Annotated in this window: 22 protein-coding genes; 4 read left to right on the top strand and 18 right to left on the bottom strand. The window is 65.2% G+C overall.

What is annotated here, in order from left to right:
* Positions 1-12 precede the first annotated feature (12 nt).
* The 4 genes from B3H47_RS14210 to B3H47_RS14195 all read left to right on the top strand — a co-directional run bounded on the left by B3H47_RS14210 (position 13) and on the right by B3H47_RS14195 (position 3,722).
* Positions 13-1,296, top strand: a complete 1,284-nt coding sequence (locus B3H47_RS14210) for a YihY family inner membrane protein (protein ID WP_286987671.1) — start codon at positions 13-15, stop codon at positions 1,294-1,296.
* 83 nt (positions 1,297-1,379) lie between these two features.
* Positions 1,380-2,435 (top strand): tyrosine-type recombinase/integrase, encoded by a 1,056-nt coding sequence (locus B3H47_RS14205; protein WP_286987670.1) that lies wholly within the window; start codon positions 1,380-1,382, stop codon positions 2,433-2,435.
* A 342-nt stretch (positions 2,436-2,777) separates the two neighbouring features.
* On the top strand, positions 2,778-3,419 hold the full coding sequence (locus tag B3H47_RS14200; RefSeq protein ID WP_286987669.1) for an AAA family ATPase: 642 nt from the start codon (positions 2,778-2,780) through the stop codon (positions 3,417-3,419).
* Positions 3,420-3,458: 39 nt separating this feature from the next.
* Positions 3,459-3,722, top strand: coding sequence for a CopG family transcriptional regulator (locus tag B3H47_RS14195; RefSeq protein ID WP_286987668.1), 264 nt, complete (start codon positions 3,459-3,461; stop codon positions 3,720-3,722).
* Positions 3,723-3,766: 44 nt separating this feature from the next.
* On the opposite strand, the gene B3H47_RS14190 is transcribed toward B3H47_RS14195, so the two are convergent.
* The 18 genes from B3H47_RS14190 to B3H47_RS14105 form a co-directional block, all read right to left on the bottom strand.
* Positions 3,767-3,916, bottom strand: a complete 150-nt coding sequence (locus tag B3H47_RS14190) for a hypothetical protein (RefSeq protein WP_286987666.1) — start codon at positions 3,914-3,916, stop codon at positions 3,767-3,769.
* A 30-nt stretch (positions 3,917-3,946) separates the two neighbouring features.
* Positions 3,947-4,261 (bottom strand): hypothetical protein, encoded by a 315-nt coding sequence (locus B3H47_RS14185; protein WP_286987664.1) that lies wholly within the window; start codon positions 4,259-4,261, stop codon positions 3,947-3,949.
* An 11-nt stretch (positions 4,262-4,272) separates the two neighbouring features.
* Positions 4,273-4,764 carry a glycine zipper 2TM domain-containing protein gene (locus B3H47_RS14180; RefSeq protein WP_286987662.1) on the bottom strand — a complete coding sequence of 164 codons (492 nt, stop codon included), beginning with the start codon at positions 4,762-4,764 and terminating at the stop codon, positions 4,273-4,275.
* A 93-nt stretch (positions 4,765-4,857) separates the two neighbouring features.
* Positions 4,858-5,301, bottom strand: coding sequence for a DUF6573 family protein (locus B3H47_RS14175; RefSeq protein WP_286987661.1), 444 nt, complete (start codon positions 5,299-5,301; stop codon positions 4,858-4,860).
* Positions 5,302-5,365: 64 nt separating this feature from the next.
* Positions 5,366-5,599, bottom strand: coding sequence for a hypothetical protein (locus B3H47_RS14170; protein WP_286987660.1), 234 nt, complete (start codon positions 5,597-5,599; stop codon positions 5,366-5,368).
* A gap of 445 nt (positions 5,600-6,044) precedes the next feature.
* Positions 6,045-6,302 carry a hypothetical protein gene (locus B3H47_RS14165; protein WP_286987658.1) on the bottom strand — a complete coding sequence of 86 codons (258 nt, stop codon included), beginning with the start codon at positions 6,300-6,302 and terminating at the stop codon, positions 6,045-6,047.
* Positions 6,299-6,493 carry a hypothetical protein gene (locus B3H47_RS14160; RefSeq protein ID WP_286987657.1) on the bottom strand — a complete coding sequence of 65 codons (195 nt, stop codon included), beginning with the start codon at positions 6,491-6,493 and terminating at the stop codon, positions 6,299-6,301. Before B3H47_RS14160 ends, B3H47_RS14165 begins: the two co-directional genes overlap by 4 nt.
* Positions 6,490-6,744 carry a hypothetical protein gene (locus tag B3H47_RS14155; protein WP_286987655.1) on the bottom strand — a complete coding sequence of 85 codons (255 nt, stop codon included), beginning with the start codon at positions 6,742-6,744 and terminating at the stop codon, positions 6,490-6,492. Before B3H47_RS14155 ends, B3H47_RS14160 begins: the two co-directional genes overlap by 4 nt.
* A gap of 47 nt (positions 6,745-6,791) precedes the next feature.
* Positions 6,792-8,324 (bottom strand): hypothetical protein, encoded by a 1,533-nt coding sequence (locus tag B3H47_RS14150; protein ID WP_286987653.1) that lies wholly within the window; start codon positions 8,322-8,324, stop codon positions 6,792-6,794.
* A gap of 71 nt (positions 8,325-8,395) precedes the next feature.
* Positions 8,396-8,890, bottom strand: a complete 495-nt coding sequence (locus tag B3H47_RS14145; protein WP_286987651.1) for a hypothetical protein — start codon at positions 8,888-8,890, stop codon at positions 8,396-8,398.
* 108 nt (positions 8,891-8,998) lie between these two features.
* Positions 8,999-9,175: a hypothetical protein gene (locus B3H47_RS14140; RefSeq protein WP_286987650.1), complete on the bottom strand. Its 177-nt coding sequence runs from the start codon at positions 9,173-9,175 to the stop codon at positions 8,999-9,001.
* Positions 9,176-9,594: 419 nt separating this feature from the next.
* Positions 9,595-10,977 carry an AAA family ATPase gene (locus B3H47_RS14135; RefSeq protein ID WP_286987648.1) on the bottom strand — a complete coding sequence of 461 codons (1,383 nt, stop codon included), beginning with the start codon at positions 10,975-10,977 and terminating at the stop codon, positions 9,595-9,597.
* Positions 10,970-11,887, bottom strand: a complete 918-nt coding sequence (locus tag B3H47_RS14130; RefSeq protein ID WP_286987645.1) for a hypothetical protein — start codon at positions 11,885-11,887, stop codon at positions 10,970-10,972. The genes B3H47_RS14135 and B3H47_RS14130 overlap by 8 nt, the downstream gene beginning before the upstream one ends.
* Positions 11,888-12,942: 1,055 nt before the next feature.
* Positions 12,943-13,185, bottom strand: a complete 243-nt coding sequence (locus B3H47_RS14125; RefSeq protein ID WP_286987642.1) for a hypothetical protein — start codon at positions 13,183-13,185, stop codon at positions 12,943-12,945.
* Positions 13,186-13,219: 34 nt separating this feature from the next.
* Entirely contained in the window at positions 13,220-13,963 is a 744-nt protein-coding gene (gene mobC / locus B3H47_RS14120) for a MobC family replication-relaxation protein (RefSeq protein ID WP_286987640.1), read from the bottom strand.
* A gap of 186 nt (positions 13,964-14,149) precedes the next feature.
* Entirely contained in the window at positions 14,150-15,787 is a 1,638-nt protein-coding gene (locus B3H47_RS14115) for a type IV secretory system conjugative DNA transfer family protein (protein ID WP_286987639.1), read from the bottom strand.
* Positions 15,784-16,143 carry a hypothetical protein gene (locus tag B3H47_RS14110; protein WP_286987638.1) on the bottom strand — a complete coding sequence of 120 codons (360 nt, stop codon included), beginning with the start codon at positions 16,141-16,143 and terminating at the stop codon, positions 15,784-15,786. Before B3H47_RS14110 ends, B3H47_RS14115 begins: the two co-directional genes overlap by 4 nt.
* A gap of 11 nt (positions 16,144-16,154) precedes the next feature.
* Positions 16,155-16,358, bottom strand: coding sequence for a hypothetical protein (locus tag B3H47_RS14105; RefSeq protein ID WP_286987636.1), 204 nt, complete (start codon positions 16,356-16,358; stop codon positions 16,155-16,157).
* Positions 16,359-17,126: the final 768 nt, after the last annotated feature.

Below are 17,126 nucleotides of genomic sequence, written 5' to 3'. Positions count from 1 at the left end.
TATCGTATTGCCATGCCCCGCCTTCGCCCCTCCGACACCCTGCTCGCCAGCCTGCGCACCCTGGCCCGACGCTTTGCTCAGGACAATCTGGCGCAAACCGCGGGTAGTCTCACCTTCACCACCCTCATCTCCCTGGTGCCCCTGCTCACCGTGGTGCTGGCGGTGTTCACCGCGTTTCCGGCGTTCGACAGAATGCAGGGGCAGATCCAGGCGCATCTGGCGCAAACCATGCTGCCCGATGGCATCTCGGATAAGGTGTATCACTACCTCAGCGATTTCGCCGCCAAGGCCAAGAGCCTCGGAGTGGTCAGCGTGGTTTTTCTCATCGTCACCGCCACTTCGATGATGCTGACCGTCGACCGTGCGCTCAACGCCATCTGGCGCACCCCGCGGCCCCGTTCGCTGGCGCAGCGCGTGCTGCTCTACTGGGCCGGTTTCACCCTCGGCCCACTGGTGCTGGGCGCGAGTATCGGTCTGATGAGCTTCGTCGCTGGCGCACACCGCGGCTTGCTGCATCACCTGCCCGGCGGGGCCAGCGCCTTGCTGAGCTTTGCTTCGTGGGCCGTCATGGCTGTGGCGCTGGCGGCGCTGTTCCGCTTTATTCCCAACACCGAAGTGCGTTGGCGCGATGCGCTCATTGGCGGATTCGTCGCCGCGCTGGCCTTCAGTCTGGGCGGGCGGGCGCTGGCCTGGTATTTCTCCACCGTCACCACCTACACCGCGGTCTACGGCACCTTCGCGGCCCTGCCCCTGCTGCTGTTGTGGATCTACTTCAGCTGGATCGCCGTGCTGGTCGGTGCCATGATTGCGGCTTATCTGCCTTCGCTGCGTGTGCGCGCGATCCGGCTGGACGGCTATGCCGGCGCCGAGTTTCTCAACGCGGTGCAAGTGCTCAAGCTGCTCCACGGCGCGCGCCTCGCACCCGATTGCGGCCTGCCCGCCGATCAACTCTCCAAGCGCCTGCGCATCGATCCCCTGCAATTGCAAGACCTGCTCACCGTGCTGGAACGTCTGGGCTGGATCGGCAAGGTCGCCGCCAAGCCCCGCAGCCCCTCGCGCTGGGCGCTGCTCTGCAACCCCGAGGCCACGCCCATTGGGCCCTTGATCGACGCGCTGCTGCTCGATAAAAAGCGCGCTGCTCACACCTCGGCGCTGCTCGGCCACATGCTCAGCGATGAAGAGCGCGACTGGAGTCTGGCTCAACTGCTATCGGAACCGCCCGTCACAGCCGATGCGTCAGCATCTGCCACCACATCACCCAGTCGCCCATCAAGAGAAAATAGGTTAGGCTTATAACCCGCATGAATGCTTGATTCTTGTCGTGAGAATTCCTCATTTGGGGGAATATAGGGGGAATCGAACGACCGTTCGGAGAAGCTATGGCCTATATCGAGAAGAGGAAAAACGGATACCGGGCGCAGGTACGCAGGCGAGGCATGCCGTCTATTTCGCGCACCTTTGATCTACTGTCCGACGCCGAGTCCTGGGCCAGGGAAATTGAGCGCGAAGCACAGAGAGGCAACACGGCGGCATTGCGCAACGATGCCGCGCGGGTAACGGTCAAGGAGTTGGCCGATAGGTACGAGGAGACAGTAACCGCCATGCGCTCCTATCGCTCGCTGCGCGTGTACATCACCGGCGTTCGAGAGCGCTTCGGCCCGCTTTTCCTTGCCAATGTGCGCGCCATCGATGTAGCCGCGTGGAGAGACAGCTTGTTGGCGAGCGGACTCAGCGCGTCCAGCGTCAAGCATTACCTGCAGGCCGCTTCAGCGATGTTCCGGTACGCGGAGAACGAACTATCGATCCACTTGCCCGCGGGCAACCCGGTGCGGGGCGTAAAAAAGCCCAGCGAAGCCGGGTGCGCTCGCGACAGGCGATTGAAGCCGGGCGAGTGGGACTATCTGATGCGCGCCACGGTGCCCGGCGCTCGGCTGAGGGTATCGCGGGAGATCAGGCCCATCCTGGTGCTTGCAGTGGAAACATCCATGCGACTCGGTGAGCTTCTCTCACTGCGATGGGAACACATCGACTTGGCCAGGCGCACGGCTCACCTGCCGCGTACCAAAAATGGCAGTTCACGCACGGTCGCGTTGTCCGGGTCCGCGTTGTCGGCGTTGCAAGGCATGCCGCGCCGAATCGACGGCAAGGTCTTTAGCTGGAAAAACACGAACAATTTCGAACCTGTCTGGAAGAGCTGTCGCACCCGCGCTAGGCGCCTGTACGAAGCCGAGTGCGACGCGCAGCGCACCCGGCCCGACCCCGCGTTTCTGGCTGATCTGCGCTTTCACGATCTGCGCCATGAGGCCACGTCGCGCCTGTTCGAGAAGGGCCTGGGCATCATGGAAGTGGCGAGCATGACGGGACACAAAAGCCTGTCCATGCTCAAGCGTTACACGCACATCGAGGCGGAAAAGCTGGCGCGGAAGCTGGGATAACCCCCTATGGGGCCGGGCCGGGGGTGTCTGAAGCCCCCTGCCCGGTGATGGCGGCCCGCTGGCCGCCGCCAGGGTTGCCCCTGGTTCCGCTTGCGCGGGGAGTTGAGCCGCGCTGCAGTTACCGGGCATAGGTCGCCCGGTGGTCATCTTCTGCAGGGGAGATGTGTGCGCCGAAAGTGAAGATTTTTACCCCGCCCCGCACTCGGTTGACCCGCCGCCTACCGGCGGCTGCGCCTGGTGGCGCGTACGTGCAACAGGGCGGGAGAATTTGCCAAAAACCTATTGCAATCATCCTTTTATAAGATCACAATAAACTCTGTTTAATATTAATCGGAGATTGTTATGATCGTTTGCGTGGGGAACACAAAAGGCGGCGTAGGCAAGACCACGCTCGCCGTAAATATTGCGATTTCGCGGGCGCTGGCGGGGCGTGATGTATGGCTGATCGATGGGGACCGGCAGGGCACCGCCCAGACGGCCATCAGCATCCGGGCAGAGGGTGGGCATCGCCCAGGCATTGCCTGTGCGCAGTATCCCGATGGCGCAGTGCTTCGGGGCCAGGTGCAGCAGCAGGCGCGCAAGTTTGACGACATCGTTATTGACGCGGGCGGGCGGGATTCCACGGCGCTGCGTGCCGCCCTGGTGCTGGCCGATGTGCTGGTGGTGCCCTTCCAGCCGCGGTCCTATGACGTGTGGGCGCTGAATGACATTGCCGGCCTGGTCGATGAGGCACGCAGCGTGCGGGATGGGCTGCGGGCGTTCGCGGTCCTGAACTGCGCCGATCCGGGGGAGAGTTCGGCCGACAACATCGAAGCCGCTGCTGCGGTGGCCGACGTGCCGCAGTTCGAGTACATGGCGACGCCGTTGCGACGGCGCAAGGCTTACGCCAACGCGGCGGGCTCGGGGCTTTCGGTCTTGGAAGCCAAGCCGGTGGATCGCAAGGCGGTCGATGAGCTGCAAGCCCTCGTCAACGCATTGTTTTAATATCAATCCGAGATTGAACGAGACTGAAAGGACAATGCAATGGCGATTGTGAAACCGAAGGGGAAGGCGGTTGATGCGTTTATCGGCGGGGCGCCGGATGCTGCGCCGCTGCCCAAGGCGGCGGTCAAGGGGGTGATGTTGGGGCACAAAAGGCAAATCACGCTCACCATCGCGCCGGAGCTGCTGGCCAGGGTAGACGCGCTGGCTGGACAGATCGGCCAGTCACGGGCCGCAGTCATCAATCTGGCGATTCGCCAGGCGGTCGAGCGCGGGCTGACGATCGAGGGGCTGGGGCGGGCGTAAAAAAGCCGGGCGCGCAGCCCGGCAAGCAACGCAAGGATAAACGGTTATCCGCGCCTTTGGAGCAGCTTGGCTGCAAGCCAGACTGCCGCCACGCCGAAGGCGGCAGCGAGGATGGCGCCGGCCAGGCTCAGGTGATGGAAGAGCTTGAACACGGATGCATAGATCAGCCCATGCACCAGGCTGCTGATAATCATGTGCACAAGGTCGAAGTGATGCATGATCGATCAGCCCTCCCCGCGCAGTTTGTCCCGCAGCTCGACCAGGGCCAGCCAGGCGGCCAAGCCCCCGGCGGCGCCGACCAGCGCCCAGAGTGAGCCGCCCGCCAGGGCGCCTGCGATGGCGCCCAGCAGGGCAAGCCAAGCCGCAGGCGTGCGCAGAGCCTTGAGCAACAGCAGCGCCGCGCCTTTCTTGAGGGCGGCCCATGCCAGCAGCCCCGCCAGGGCGCCCAACAGCGCCCATGCGGGGCCTGCGAAGGCCCCGACCAGGATCAGGCCCAGCAGGGCGAACAGCAGTTCGATTTTGAAAATCCGCGAACGCATGGCAGTCTCCCTCAGCCCAGCGGCAAGGCCCGAGCCTTGCCGGTGCGGTCCATCAGGACCTGCACGCGCTCGCCTACGGTGAGCTGCACATCGGCGGCCTGGGTGATGGCGAGCATCCGGCCGTCATCGAGCTTGACGGTCACGAGCAAGCCCGATTCCTTGCTAGCTGCGCCTTCGAGCGCCTGGCCGCCCATGAGACCTGCCAGGGCGCCCGCGATGGTGGCCAGCTTCTGCCCTGTGCCGTTGCCGATCTGGTGGCCGATGGCGCCGCCCGCCAGGGCGCCGCCGATGGCCCCAGCGCCGGAGGCTTGCCCGGCGATGACGACGGCATGCACGGCAAGCACGGTGCCGAGGGCAACGCTCTGCACGGACTGCGCACCGCTGATGCTGTAGCCCTGGGCGCTGGCCTGGGGCGTGCCGGTGCCCATCATGGGGTTGGTGGCGCAGCCGCCGAGCGCCAGCAAGGCGAGCGCTGCGGCAGTGAGGGAAAGGGTTTTCTTCATAGTGGAGACTCCAAGTCAGGACGCGGCCCACGCCGGGCCGCATGCTGATTCAGCAGGTGGCGAAATGCCCCGGCCTTGCGCCGGGGCCGGGGTTCAGTCTTCGCTGGGCAGCATCACGGTGATGCAGGGGCGGCCGTTGTCGTCGGGGCCGACCATGAATTTCAAGGTCACTTTGCGGGGCTGGACGCCCCGGCCTGCCGTGGGCGTGCGCAACAGGCTGAAATAAAGCGGCTGCTGGCTGGCGTCCAACCCACGGCGCAACGCGCCACGAACGGCCAGGCTGAGCATCCACACCACGTCCCACAGCCTGCCGGATTCGCTTTGCCCGGTGTAGCCCTTGCGGGCCTCGGTGGTGTCGGTCCACTCCACACAGTCGGCCCAGGCGGCACTGGTCAGCGCCACGGGCCAGACAATGCCGGCCTCGCGGGCGACGGTGGACACGTCGATCAGTTGCCCGTCCTCGATGGCCTGGGCGCGGGTGTAGGTGGAGATCGGTTCGCCGAAAAATTCACGCATGGTGTCGGTCGTGGTTTGCATGGTGGTTGCTCCTGGAAGTTGCTTCTGTGGGATTGGCCCGGCCAACGAGCCGGGCGGGGGGGGGTCAGCCGGTGATGTGGACAGGGAACAGCCCGACGCCGCCTGCCGGGTGGGCGCGCATCACCCAGCGCTGCGTGCCCTTCTCCAGCCTGTAATCCTTCGGTGTCGCTGCCCATTCGGCCCAGCTCATCAGCACCAGTTTTGGCTCGGTGTTCACCCCCTCATTGGGAGTGAGGGCCTGCGTGGACGGAGCGGCGCTCTGCGTGGTGCGGGGGGTGTTGAGGGTTGCTGTGTGCATGCTGGTTCTCCGGGGTGGTTCAGGTTCTCATCGGTCGGTCGGGCACTCACCCGACGACCTTTCAAGCCGGTGCCTGACACGACCGAAGGGAGTGACTGGCATGAAGGGCGGCAAGGGGCATGACAGGCGCAGGTTCATCGCGCCTGGCGTGACGCTTGCAGAGGGCTTTAGCCCGACCCTGAAAGGCGCGGAAAGTCGCGTGCCCGGCTGATCGCTGAGAACCGCCCGGTGGACTCGCACGCGGAAAACCTCACCCGCACCATGCGGGGCAAAGCCCCGTTGGCGCCGCGCAGCGGCGTATCCACGCCCGCCTTGCGGGCGCTGGCTGGGGATTGCACACTGTCGAGGCAGCCCGATGGTCTGCCCTTGAGACCCTTGCAGGGCAAAGATTGCAGCGCAGATCGGCATCGAGTTATCCACGGAAGATGTGGACAATCGAGCTGGGCTACGGCCCCTGCTCGCCGGATGGCAAACGCTCCGCCCAGCGCTCGCGGATCACCTCACTGGGCGCCGCGTGCGGCCCCAGCGATTCCAGAAAATCCACCTCAACTTTCAACACCTCGCGCACGTCGGCTGGCAAAGCCAGCACGGCGCGCAGCACCGCCAGCGGATACGCCTCGCCATCGTCGCAGGCGATGCGGTGCCCGCGCAGCCGCAGAATGCGGCCAGCGAGCACGAGCCGAAAGGCTGCGCGCGGGCTCATGGCGCAAAGCGCCGGCGCAGCTCGGCGCGCACCACGCGCACCACGCGCCAGTCGCTGGGGGTAGCAGAGACAAAAACCGGGCCGCGTGGCGTGTCGATCACCCAGTGCCCGCCCTTTGTCGGGCGGGCCTTGGCCTGCGGGAATTCCTCCAGGATTTGCCGCAGGGGTTTTTTCATGCGGGGCGGATTCATGCGGCGAGCCCCGCCACACGCGCCTGCGCCAGGGCGAGCGCGGCGGCGATGATCGCCGCAGGCGAGCAGCCGCAGTTGCAGCGCAGCGTGTACCGCCCCGCTGCGAGAGTCACTTCCAGGCTCGATGCGCTGGCCCCGCGATGTGCGGGGCAGCGCATCAGCCAGTGACCAGCGTCAACGGCGTCTGCGGCGTGCATGAGCGCGATGATGTCTGGCTCGCGCAGGTCCAGATTGATGTCGAGATTGTTCATGGGAGTCTTTCAAGGACTGCCCGGCCCACAAGGGCCGGGCGTCTTGCTTACCAGCCGATCGAGCCACCGACCTTCACCGCAGCGGTGCCGCTGCCGCCGTTAAAGCCGACACTGGCTTGCCAGTAGGCGGGGTGGTCGTGGAACTGGAAGGCGCGGGCAAAGCCCACGCCGACAGCGCTTTGCGAGCCCACGCCTGCGACAGCAGCCGTCAAGGCATAGCCGCGCGGGCCAAATTGCGGGGTCATCGACGTGGCGGCAGCCATCGCGGCCACCTGGTCGGCGTGCTGATTGGCCTGGTTCACGATCCCTGCCGTCGCGGCCTTGAGCTGATCCAGATTCACGGCATCGGTGCCCATGGTGCCTGGGGCGACATTGGTGATCTGGCGCGTTTGCCCAGTGGCCGCATTGCCCACGCTGACCGAGTTGGGACGGTTGGCGACGGATTGCGCGCCCAATGCCACGCTGTTTGAGCCATTGGACTGCGCGCCCTGGCCGATGGCAGTCGACCATCCACCCGCCGCGTTCGCGTTGCTTCCGACTGCGGTCCCGAGCGCCCCGCTGGCCTGGGCATAGTTGCCCAGTGCCGTGCTAGCCGCCCCGCCGGATGAGGCATTAGGACCCAATGCAACCGACCAGACACCACTGGCGACGGCCGTGTCGCCAACGGCCACCGAGTTGATGCCCGTGGCCTGAGCGTTGTTCCCCAGCGCCACTGCGGGATCGGCATTGGCCTGCGCGCCCTGGCCGATGGCAATCGCCCCGGTGGTGTGGCCATCTTGCACAGTCGGTGCGAGGATGGTTGCCCCTGCGCCGATGGCCAGGCTGCCGGCGTAGCCGGCGCTGGCGCCATCGCCTTGCGCCACGGCGCTTGCAGCCGCCGTGGTGTTGTGGCCGCAGATGATGCCTCCCGAGGCGCTGTACTGGCATAGTCCAGCGGGGGTGGGCGTGTTGGCCAGCGCCTGCAGGGCGCTGCCAACATCGGTATAGGTTGCGCCGTTGATGGTGTAGGCCGGGGGCATCAGCCCTGTGGGCGTGGCGCTTGCGCCACCGCCCAGCGCGAAGGCGAGTTGGCTTGTCGCGCTGTAAACCTGCCCTGCGGTTGCTGCATCGGTCGAGCCATAGGCCAGAGCCCCGGCTGCGAGGTTGATGATCTTTCGCTGGCCGCCGGGCAGTGTGTTGCCGACACTCACCACATTGGATTGCCCCCCATCGTTCGAGCCCGCGCCGAGCGCCACAGAGTCGGTGCCTGAACTCGTCGCGCCGGGCCCAACCGCGACGGCGTGCAGGCCGCTCGCGGTCGTATTGGTGCCCACTGCGATTGAGAAGTCGCCGCTTGCGGTCGAGGGCATCGTGCCCTGCGGGCTGATGGCAATGGCGCCGCCGTAGGTTGATGCACTGGCCACGGCCCCTTGGCCACACGCGAGGTTTCCATTTGGCGCAGCGCCGGTCTGCTGGCAGACGCCTGCGGTCGTGCCAGTGCCGCCTGTGGCTGTGGTCGCAGACCAGGCCGCAGGGGTCAGGGCGACGGCCGACAGCGCCAGGACAAGCCGAGTTTTGATCAGAGTTTTGATCATTTTCATTGGTGATGCCTTTCTGGTTGGGCGGGGGCACAGCACCCCCGCTGTAGGTATTCAGCGAGTGGCGAAATGCCTCAGATCGGCGCGACGAACTGCAGACCGATGAAGCCCGAGCCGCCGTGCGGTGTGTTCGGCACGGCAAACAGGTTGATGCCGAAGCCGTCGCGGTCGCGGATGCGCAGCACGGCCCCGGCGGCCAACGGCCGCACGGGGCATTCGGTGCGCGTGTAGCCGGAGACCAAGCCTGCCGCCAGCCCGGCGCTGGCCGTCAGGCCGCCGGGGATGGCGAGGTGCAAGGGTGTCCAGATGCCCAGCGCGTAGGCGCTGGTGCGTCGGTAGCTGTTGCGGTAGAAGCCCACGGCGTAGCCGACATCCGGGCTGGCTTGGTATTCCAGGCCCAGCCCCGGATTGACCTGGTTCAGCTCGCGCCGCGCCCATGCTTCGGTGTGGACGCTGGCCAGGTTGAGATCGAGCGAGAGTCGCGGCGCCGGTGCGTCGGCGGCGTGTGCTGCGGTGATCGTGGTGATGGCCAGCAGCGACGCTGCGGCCAGGGTTTTCAGGTAAGACATGCAAGTCTCCTTGAGTGGGTCTTGCATCTCTTCAGCGACTGGCGAAATGCGCCGCCGAACCAGGCAGAAAAAACCCCGCCGAAGCGGGGTGTGTGGAGCGGCTGCTGTCTAGCGATTGCTGCGAAGCCACCGAACGGCGCTGACGGCTGCGGCGATTGCGAAAGTGCCTGCGAGCGTCCAGTAGGTGGCAAAGTGCAGCGCGGTGATGTACGCGAGTGCTGCGATGCCGCCCGCGATCCAGAGGGACAGAGGGGCTTCGTGCTGCTGGGTGTGAAGTTGCTGCATGTCGATCTCCTGATGCCGGAGCCGCCGGCGCGGGTGGGCGGGTTGCCCTCACGAAACGAGCTTTTTCGGCCCCGGCCTTGAGCGGCAGGGGGCGTGCCAGGCTTGCCCTGGCGCGGCGCGTGCAAGCGCTTGGGGGCCGGAAAAGTCGGGGCAACCTGCGCACGCCGTGCTTGCCCGCTGGGGAGACTTGCATCAGGGCTCGCCGGGCGCAAAAAACCCGGCACGAGGCCGGGAAGCTGCTCACCAAGGAATGCTGATCAGGGGATGTCGTCGGGGTGTGGCTTGTTGGTCATGGTCTTGCTCCGGGTGGTTCGGCGGTGGGCAGGCAGTGTGGGCAAGCCAAGCCGAGGCGGTCGTCAGACAGGCCCGGCGCGAGCGCGGCTTGTCCACACGCCCGGCTGTCCACGGGCGCGGGCGCGTCAGCGCCGGGCGGCTATAGCCGCCCCGACCTGCTCGGCTGGGATGCCGGTGACGCGCACGCGCTCACCGTCCAGCCCGATGGAGACGGCTGGATAGCCCGCTGCGCGGGCGTCCAGCATGCCGTCGAGCGTGGCCTTTTCGACCAGGCGCACGATTTCTCGCACGCCGTAGGCGGCGAGCTTTTCCCGCTTGATGATGAGGTCGATCAGCAAGGCGGTATCGACCGACTGCAGTTTGACGCCCACATCGGCGGCGAATTGCAGAAGGAACTTGGTGACAATCTCGCCCACGGCCCGCCGGTCGAGTTCACCGAAGCTGTAGATTTCATCGATCCGCGCCAGTTGTTCCGGCGCGAAGGTGGAGCGCAGCGCATCGCGCACCTGGGCGCGGCGCTGCTCCACGTCGGCCACATCGCGCACGATTTGAGCGATGTGCGCATGCTCGGCATTCGTGGTCAGAATGACCACAAAGCCGGTTGCGCTGGCTGTGCGGTTCGTGGCCTGCTCGGTGATGCGCCCTTCATCCATCAGAGCGAGCAGCAGCTTGTACACGTCCGCGTGGGCTTTCTCGATCTCATCGAGCAGGATCACCCCGATCCCCATGCGCATGATCTCTCGCACCAGAAAACCGCCCTGTTCCGACCCCAGATAGCCCGGCGGCGAACCGATCAGCCGCTGGGTGCTGCTGGCTTCGGTCATCTCGGCGCAGTCCAGCCGGATCAGGTTCCCCTCGAACAGGAGTTCGGCGACAGTCTTGGCTAACTCGGTCTTGCCGCTGCCGGTGGCTCCGGCAAACATCAGCACGGCCAGCGGCTTGTTCTTGCGGCGCAATTGCGCCCGCCGGAACAAGGTCTGGACCACATCGGCGACGATGGCATCCTGGCCGATGACCTGTTCACGGATGGCTGCGATGGCGACGGCGGGATCAACATCCGAGAAGTCCACGAACTGGCCGCCTTCCGCAGCGACCGGCTCAGGCCGGCCCTGCAGGAAGGCTTCGAGGGCCTGTTTGTCGGTGGCGAGATCGAACAGGTTGGGCATGATCTTTCCTTCAACGATGCGGTGAATGAGTGCGGCGGCGGCGAAGGCCGCGCCGCCTGCGCCGAGCGCCAGGCCGACACGCCCCAGCGTGACGCCGTGGGCGATGGCGAAGAGGGATTGCAAGGCCATGGATGCACCTGCACCCGCCAAGAAAAACAGGGCCGACAGGACCGCCGGGCGCCCCAGAAAGAAACTTTTTAGGGGCACCTCACGCCGCCGCCATTTGGTCCAGGCGATGCCGCAGGCGAGCGCAGCGAAGCCGACCGGCGAGATGAGATACAGGCCGAGAATCATCAAGCCTGCCGTGGCCGGAACCAGCCACCATTTCAAGAAATCATCCATGGTGAACCTCCTGGCCGGGTTGCGAGGCCGCCACCGGCGCAGCCGGGGCGGAGGCAGGCCACAGGGGCACCATGGCCGAAGGCATGGGAGCCGTGGCTGGTTTGATATAGAAGTCGAGCGTGGGCGCGTGGGCTGCCGAAGTTGCCGCCGTGGTGTCCAGCACGGCCTCGATGGAATGGAAGCCCGCTGCGAGCGTCACGCTGGCCGAACTGGCTTGCGCGGGCGCGTCGGGAGACCACAAGTGGTTATAGGCCCGCTTCAGGGTCATGAGGGCGTCGGCGCGGCCATCGAGCATCACCCGCACGCTCGCCGAAGCATTGCCTGCAAGGTTGGCAGTGATGAGATAGCTGCCGGTCGCGGGTGCGTTGAAATCGAAGGAATAGGCAAGCCGAACCGGCTTGCCTGCGGTCACAAAATTCGCCATGCTGGTCGGCACTGCGCCAGAAAAACTCGCCGTCGGTGACGAATTGATGACCGTTCCGACGGTCTGACCTGCAAGCGTCGTCGGGTCTTGCCCCGGCCCGGCGACGACGGTCTGGACGGTCAGTTGCCACGTCCCGGACTTCACCGGCATGGATGACGCTGCGATGGCCGGAAGCACGGCCTGCACCGCCCCTGCGGGTGCCGGTGCTGGGGCGCTTGCGGCGGCTGGCTGGGGCTGAACCGGGGTGACTGCCGGGGCCTGCTGGGCGACTGGCGCGGGCGGCGACGGCGCCACAACCGGCCTTGCGGCTTCGAGCTGGGCGGGTGTCGGTTGCCCGGACAACAGCCCGCTCACTACGGCGATGGCGAGCAGCACGCCGAAGGCGGCGAGCGCATAGAGCAGCTTGGGCGACACGCCGAACCGCTCGGCGATGGGGTCGAGCTTGGCGCGGATGGCTTCGATCTGGTCATGAAGTTTCTCGATCATGGTGAGGCTCCTTCTGGGCTGTAGGGTTGAGCGCGGCGAGTGCCGCATGGGTATTCAGCGGCTGGCGAAATGCGCCGCGCTCTTCGCCGCGCATGCGGCTGCAGTTGCCGCGCAGCGGCTCCTACTCCGCGCATGCGGGTGGGTTGGCCGCCCAACGAGGCGGCTTATGGGAGCCGCAGGGCGGGAGTGCGAGCGCACACGTCGGGATCGCCCAAAGGCGAGACCGGCGTGAGGCGAAGACACGACCAACACTGCGGGGCAAGGCAAAGCCCCGACCGCAGGGAGTGGGCGTCTTGCCGCAGCCCCTGCGCCCTCCAGGGGCGCAGGCGGGGGGGCCGACGATCAGACCACGCGACACAGCCCCGCAGGGGCGCCCCCGTTCAGGGGGCGGGCGCAAGCCCTGTGCCGTGGTCAGGGGCCGCCCACGGCCCCGGTGATCGTTGGGGGCGCAGCCCGCGCGACACAAGAGAACGGACACGACGAAGCGCAGCGCAGGAGTGCCGTGAACGCAGGTCGGGCCGGTGAGCGAAGCGAGCCGGAGCCGATCCAAGCCTGCCCCGTCCAGGGGCACCAGGGCCGCAGGCACTGGCGACGAAGCGCTGGGAGAGCGAAGCGAACCCGGCGCGCAGTCGGGCGCAGGATGAGGGTTTGACTGGCTGGGAGAGCGAAGCGAACCCAGGCAGGCAAAACCGAAACCCCGACTCCGAAGGAGGCGGGTGCGCGCGCAGCGCGGGGCCGTGTTTTAGGGGGCTTGTCCCCCGAGGCCCCGTGCTGCGCGCGCACCCGCCTGCGGCGGGGTCGGGTGTCGCGCCCCTTCTTTGGCGGATAAACGAGCAGGGATGCGGGCGTCCAGCCCGCAAGCCACCCGGTGCCCCCTAGGGCACGAGCGCAGCGAGAGGGAGGCGGTTCCCGGCTCGGTTTCCGTGCCTTTGTCGCGCTGCTTGCTCGCGCCGGTAGCGTCGCTCCACGGCTCACCGCCAGCGAAGCGGCGCGAAGAGTCGGGGGCGGCGCAGTCGGCGCGCTGACGCGCTGTAAACATCGTGCTGACACGGTGTTTACAAAACCGCTGCATCAGGACGCGACGGGACGGCCTGCGGCGGCGCAGCGGCGGCGAGTTCGGCGCGAGCGGACTTGACGGCGGCGGCGAGCGCACGCGCGCAGACTTCCGCCGTGTCGAACTCGAAGCCTGCGGCTTCGGCGTCGGCGCGGATGGCGTCGATCTGCGTCAGCAGATCGGCGTCCACCCGCACGCTGAGCGTGCGGGTCTTAACTTGGTTGCGGGGCTTGAGGATTGCCATGGTGATACTCCTTTCGGTGGGTTAAGGTGAAGGGTTAGGCGAGACAGTTTGTAAACATTTCGTAGGTCGTGAAGGCCAGATTCGCGTGATGCAGGGCCGGATCGATTCGGGTATCAATGCCCGCGATTTGTAGACGTTTGATGCCAAGGATCAGGCGCTGAACACGGTCGCGGGTCTTGGCGTCTGGGCTTGTCCAGATCACGCGATTCCATTTGCCCTGGTGCATCGCAGTCAGGTGGCCGCTGAGCACGTCGCGGTACGCCTTCGGGCTTTTGACAGAGCGCTCGACCTCGACGGCGATGCGCTGGCCGCTTGTGGTGAGGCACACGGCGTCGGGCTTCTTGATACCCTTCTTGACAGCGGCGAGCCTGTCACCCGAAACCCATTGCTTGACCTTGCCAGTGTTTACAGCTTGTATACGCGCCCGCTGCACGGCGAGGGTGTGTTTGAGGCTCACGAGCGAGAATCGCGCGGGCTCGAAGGATCGGTCGATGACGTTTTCGTTTTCAGGGTCAAACGCCATGCTTTGCCCGCGCGGGGTGATGCCGATCACCCAGAATCGGGCAAGGCCGTCGCCAAGCTCGATCGGGTGCCGCTTGACCAGGCCGTCGCGCTCCAGGGCAGCGACGGTCGCACGCGAAGCGCGGGCCTCCACACCCAGCAGTTCGGAGATCACTTCCGGCGATGTGTACAGCTCTTCGCGCAGAAATCTGAGGATCAGATGACGCTTTTCTTGAGCGCGGGCGGCCCGCGCTCGGGCATCGGCAATGATGGGCATGGAAGCTCCTTTTGTTTGCAGGTTGTGGACGCGGTGTAAACACCACGTCCACATTCAGCGGGTGGCGAAATGCACGGCGGGGGGGCGTGGCGGGGAACCCGCCGCCTACCGGCGGCTGCGGTGGCGGCGTGCGCCGCTGCTACCGCAGCTCGGGGGTTTGGTCTGCAAGGTGGTGGCGGGCGACGATCAGCGCGGGCGGGAGTGCGAGCGCAGCAGGTCGCTCAAATCGTTGGCGGTGGTGCGCGTGGGCTCGGGGGTCTGCGCCGGTTTGTTCTCCACTGCTTCCGCCTCGGCCTGGTGCTCGGCCGGTTGCTCCTGGTCATCGTCCAGTGTGGCGATGGGGGCATCCGGTGAGGGCTGCGGGGCCTGCGGCTCGGTGCCCTGTTCTGGCACGGTCACGGGCGCAGGCGTTGGGCCAGATTTCAGCCATCTTGTAGACAAAAATGTCGCCGGGCCGCGCCCGATTACGACTCCAACACTGGCTTCTCCGGCCTCTGGTTTGGGCAGGTGGGTGAAGACATGCGCGGGCATGTGGGCCTGCTTTTCCGCCCGGCGGCTGACGCTCTCCCCCTGCGTGCTGCGCGTCACAGACGTGACTTCGCTGCTGGCCTGGCCGCTGATGGCCTCCAGCTCGCGGGCCGTGTTCGCATCCAGTGACTTGTAAACAAATTTCAGACCAGAATTGCCCCAGATCGCCCCTCGCACCGCTTTGGGATTCAGACCTGGACAGTCGTCCAAATCGCCCAAGCTCTGGTGGGCAAAGATCAAATGCGCATTCCGGTCGCGGATCGTTCCGGCGGCGCGCAGGGCAGCGGGGGACAAGAGATATTTCAGCTCGTCCAGGAAGAGACAGACGGGGCGTTCCTGGTCGGCGCGGTCTTCCAAAATTTGCAGAACTCTTTGGAGGATGAGCTTTTGCGCAGCGACGATTTCCAGGCGGGTGGTTGAGCCCATGACATACACCACGCCGGGCTTGGACAGCGCACCGGCCAGGTCGAAGCCCTTCTGAGTGTGGAGCGCCCTCACCCTGCCGAGTTGCCGCAGCTCCCTCCACAAATTCTCCTTCTCTGTCACGCGGTCGTCCTGGCTCGCGGCGGCAATGAGGGCCTGGATGTCGGCATCCTGCGGCGCAGATTGGGCAATCCAGCTTGTGGCCTCGCGGTCCCCTCCCCTGTAGAAATCGACGCCAGCATCCCCGGTTTTGCCGAGTTCGAGCGCGACTTGGAGCAGTTCTTCCACCTGGTCAGGGCGGCATCCCAGGAAAGGATTGAGCTGCGGGCCAGCTTGCGGGCGCAGGTCGATGAGAGTAACGGGGAAACTGAATTTTTCCCCCATCCGGGCCAGGGTGCCGGGGAGCATACGGTCGGGTTTTGGATCAAAAACAACCACAGTTTCCCCTGCTGCGGCGAGCTGAGATAACAACACCCCAGCCAGCGACGATTTACCAACGCCACTTTCTCCCAAAATCTCAATGTGGTTTTTGTCGATCACATGCCGAGGGTAATAGACAGGCTTCCGATTCCCGTCCAGACCAAGGAAAATCCCTTTTTTCAGGTTGATATAACACTCGGGATCAAAACCACGCGCCAGCTTTTTCAAATTGGCGGCGTCGGTTTTCACATCGGCGACGGAAGATTTAACCCCGCCTCGATACGTCAGGGCATCCCATGCAAAATACAGGGCGAGAATAAATCCGCCGATAGCAGTTAATGACGATGCAGCCGGGTGATTGAATATTTGCAGCAGTTTGGCGGCGAGATAAGCTGCGCCGAAAATCAGAATGAAATTCCGGGCTGCGGTGAAAATTCGAGATAGGAAGTTCATTCTTCGGCCTCCCGGCGACGAAACACCCCAGCTAAGACGGCCATGGCGGCCATTGCAGGGGCGAATGCGCCTGCGGCAAGGGCCACCCACGTGCTACCCCAATCAAACCCGCCTTGGGCCTGTTGCAGGCTTTGATAATAGTAAACAGCAATGGATAACCAATTGCCGAGACCCATAAAATAATCAGGGGCGATGCGAATCAGGATTGCGCCTGCGCAATACGCAATCGCGGGTTGCAGAAGTTGAGAATAGGAGAGATAAGCCACGGCACCCGCAATGCCGCCGAGAATAAACACCCCGAAAATCACTTTCAGTTTCCAGTGCAGCAGACGGACTTGATCGTATTTGTCAAACATGGCAATCTCTTTTAATGTCGTTGCGAATTTTCAAAATCCATGCGCTGGAAATCGATTCGTTCCAGAATGCGGCCATACAGGGTCAGCCAAAGGGACGATTCCAGCGGCGTCATGGGAATTTCAATCTTGCGATTCGCGGCGCGGTCGAATAATCGGATTCGGTATTCGCCCGGCCCGACTGCCTCGATTTCAAATCGACGGAAATCTGCGCTCATTTTTTTCTCCTTGCCCTGCGGGTTGCAGAGCCTCAAGTTCATTCAGCGTCAGGCGAAACGCGATGGAGGAACTTGGCGATCCGGGGGTCGGTGAGCGCACGGCGGGCGGCATCGATGCGCCGTTGCACTGCCGCAGGGTCAGGCAAGGCTGGAAGGTTCCTGCACCGGGCCTCCAGGTCTGCGGCCGTTGCCCCCTCATCGCGCGGCCGGCAGCAAGAGTAAAACTGCTGCCATCCAAGGGGCTGCGAGGGCGGGATTGTGTGGAGTCTGGACAACCCTGCCGCCAGCTCGGCGGCGGTGAGGTCGGCCGATGCGATTTGCCGAGCCCAGGAGTCCAGCCAGACCCGGGCCGCCGCTGGGTCCCTGGTCTGCGAAGAAATCGCGGGGGCCAAGGGGGCCAAGGCACCCAGCAGGCGCCGGGCGAGCCCGAGGCCATCGGCTTGCTCAGCCCCTGCGGCGCGGTCTGTTTTGATCTGGACTTCTGAGATTTTGAGCATGTCCTTCTTTCTTCAATTTAGCCAGTCAGCGCATTGCGCCCAGGCTGGGGTTGCGGCAGCCTGGCGCGGGGCTGGTGACTCGGGCTCGGGGGTGGTTAGCAGGCGCAGCACTTTGCTGGGCCAGGCCCGGCCCATGGGGTCCTCACAGGCCGCAGCACGGACCGCGTGGGCGACTGCTTCCTCTGCGTGCTGAGTGATGCGGCGCAGCGCTTCGGCATCGCGCCCGTCACCCTGTTTGTGGGTGATTCCATGTTGATCAAGTGCAAGGCCC

Origin of the sequence: Thiomonas sp. UBA7699 (genome assembly GCF_002482605.1) — a bacterium.
GTDB classification, from domain to species: Bacteria; Pseudomonadota; Gammaproteobacteria; order Burkholderiales; family Burkholderiaceae_C; genus Thiomonas; species Thiomonas arsenitoxydans.
Note: the sequence above shows the minus strand (reverse complement) of the source record. Positions and strands in the feature narration are given on the sequence as shown.

Excerpts from the sequence above, each read along its gene's own strand:
- B3H47_RS14170 (WP_286987660.1), bottom strand. The coding sequence starts at position 5,599 with ATGCACACAGCAACCCTCAACACCCCCCGCACCACGCAGAGCGCCGCT.
- B3H47_RS14125 (WP_286987642.1), bottom strand. The coding sequence starts at position 13,185 with ATGGCAATCCTCAAGCCCCGCAACCAAGTTAAGACCCGCACGCTCAGC.
- B3H47_RS14185 (WP_286987664.1), bottom strand. The coding sequence starts at position 4,261 with ATGCGTTCGCGGATTTTCAAAATCGAACTGCTGTTCGCCCTGCTGGGC.
- B3H47_RS14165 (WP_286987658.1), bottom strand. The coding sequence starts at position 6,302 with ATGAGCCCGCGCGCAGCCTTTCGGCTCGTGCTCGCTGGCCGCATTCTG.
- B3H47_RS14145 (WP_286987651.1), bottom strand. The coding sequence starts at position 8,890 with ATGTCTTACCTGAAAACCCTGGCCGCAGCGTCGCTGCTGGCCATCACC.
- B3H47_RS14175 (WP_286987661.1), bottom strand. The coding sequence starts at position 5,301 with ATGCAAACCACGACCGACACCATGCGTGAATTTTTCGGCGAACCGATC.
- B3H47_RS14210 (WP_286987671.1), top strand. The coding sequence starts at position 13 with ATGCCCCGCCTTCGCCCCTCCGACACCCTGCTCGCCAGCCTGCGCACC.
- B3H47_RS14110 (WP_286987638.1), bottom strand. The coding sequence starts at position 16,143 with ATGTTTGACAAATACGATCAAGTCCGTCTGCTGCACTGGAAACTGAAA.
- mobC (WP_286987640.1), bottom strand. The coding sequence starts at position 13,963 with ATGCCCATCATTGCCGATGCCCGAGCGCGGGCCGCCCGCGCTCAAGAA.
- B3H47_RS14140 (WP_286987650.1), bottom strand. The coding sequence starts at position 9,175 with ATGCAGCAACTTCACACCCAGCAGCACGAAGCCCCTCTGTCCCTCTGG.
- B3H47_RS14190 (WP_286987666.1), bottom strand. The coding sequence starts at position 3,916 with ATGATTATCAGCAGCCTGGTGCATGGGCTGATCTATGCATCCGTGTTC.
- B3H47_RS14205 (WP_286987670.1), top strand. The coding sequence starts at position 1,380 with ATGGCCTATATCGAGAAGAGGAAAAACGGATACCGGGCGCAGGTACGC.
- B3H47_RS14180 (WP_286987662.1), bottom strand. The coding sequence starts at position 4,764 with ATGAAGAAAACCCTTTCCCTCACTGCCGCAGCGCTCGCCTTGCTGGCG.
- B3H47_RS14135 (WP_286987648.1), bottom strand. The coding sequence starts at position 10,977 with ATGGATGATTTCTTGAAATGGTGGCTGGTTCCGGCCACGGCAGGCTTG.
- B3H47_RS14115 (WP_286987639.1), bottom strand. The coding sequence starts at position 15,787 with ATGAACTTCCTATCTCGAATTTTCACCGCAGCCCGGAATTTCATTCTG.
- B3H47_RS14150 (WP_286987653.1), bottom strand. The coding sequence starts at position 8,324 with ATGAAAATGATCAAAACTCTGATCAAAACTCGGCTTGTCCTGGCGCTG.
- B3H47_RS14155 (WP_286987655.1), bottom strand. The coding sequence starts at position 6,744 with ATGAACAATCTCGACATCAATCTGGACCTGCGCGAGCCAGACATCATC.
- B3H47_RS14105 (WP_286987636.1), bottom strand. The coding sequence starts at position 16,358 with ATGAGCGCAGATTTCCGTCGATTTGAAATCGAGGCAGTCGGGCCGGGC.
- B3H47_RS14195 (WP_286987668.1), top strand. The coding sequence starts at position 3,459 with ATGGCGATTGTGAAACCGAAGGGGAAGGCGGTTGATGCGTTTATCGGC.
- B3H47_RS14200 (WP_286987669.1), top strand. The coding sequence starts at position 2,778 with ATGATCGTTTGCGTGGGGAACACAAAAGGCGGCGTAGGCAAGACCACG.
- B3H47_RS14130 (WP_286987645.1), bottom strand. The coding sequence starts at position 11,887 with ATGATCGAGAAACTTCATGACCAGATCGAAGCCATCCGCGCCAAGCTC.
- B3H47_RS14160 (WP_286987657.1), bottom strand. The coding sequence starts at position 6,493 with ATGAATCCGCCCCGCATGAAAAAACCCCTGCGGCAAATCCTGGAGGAA.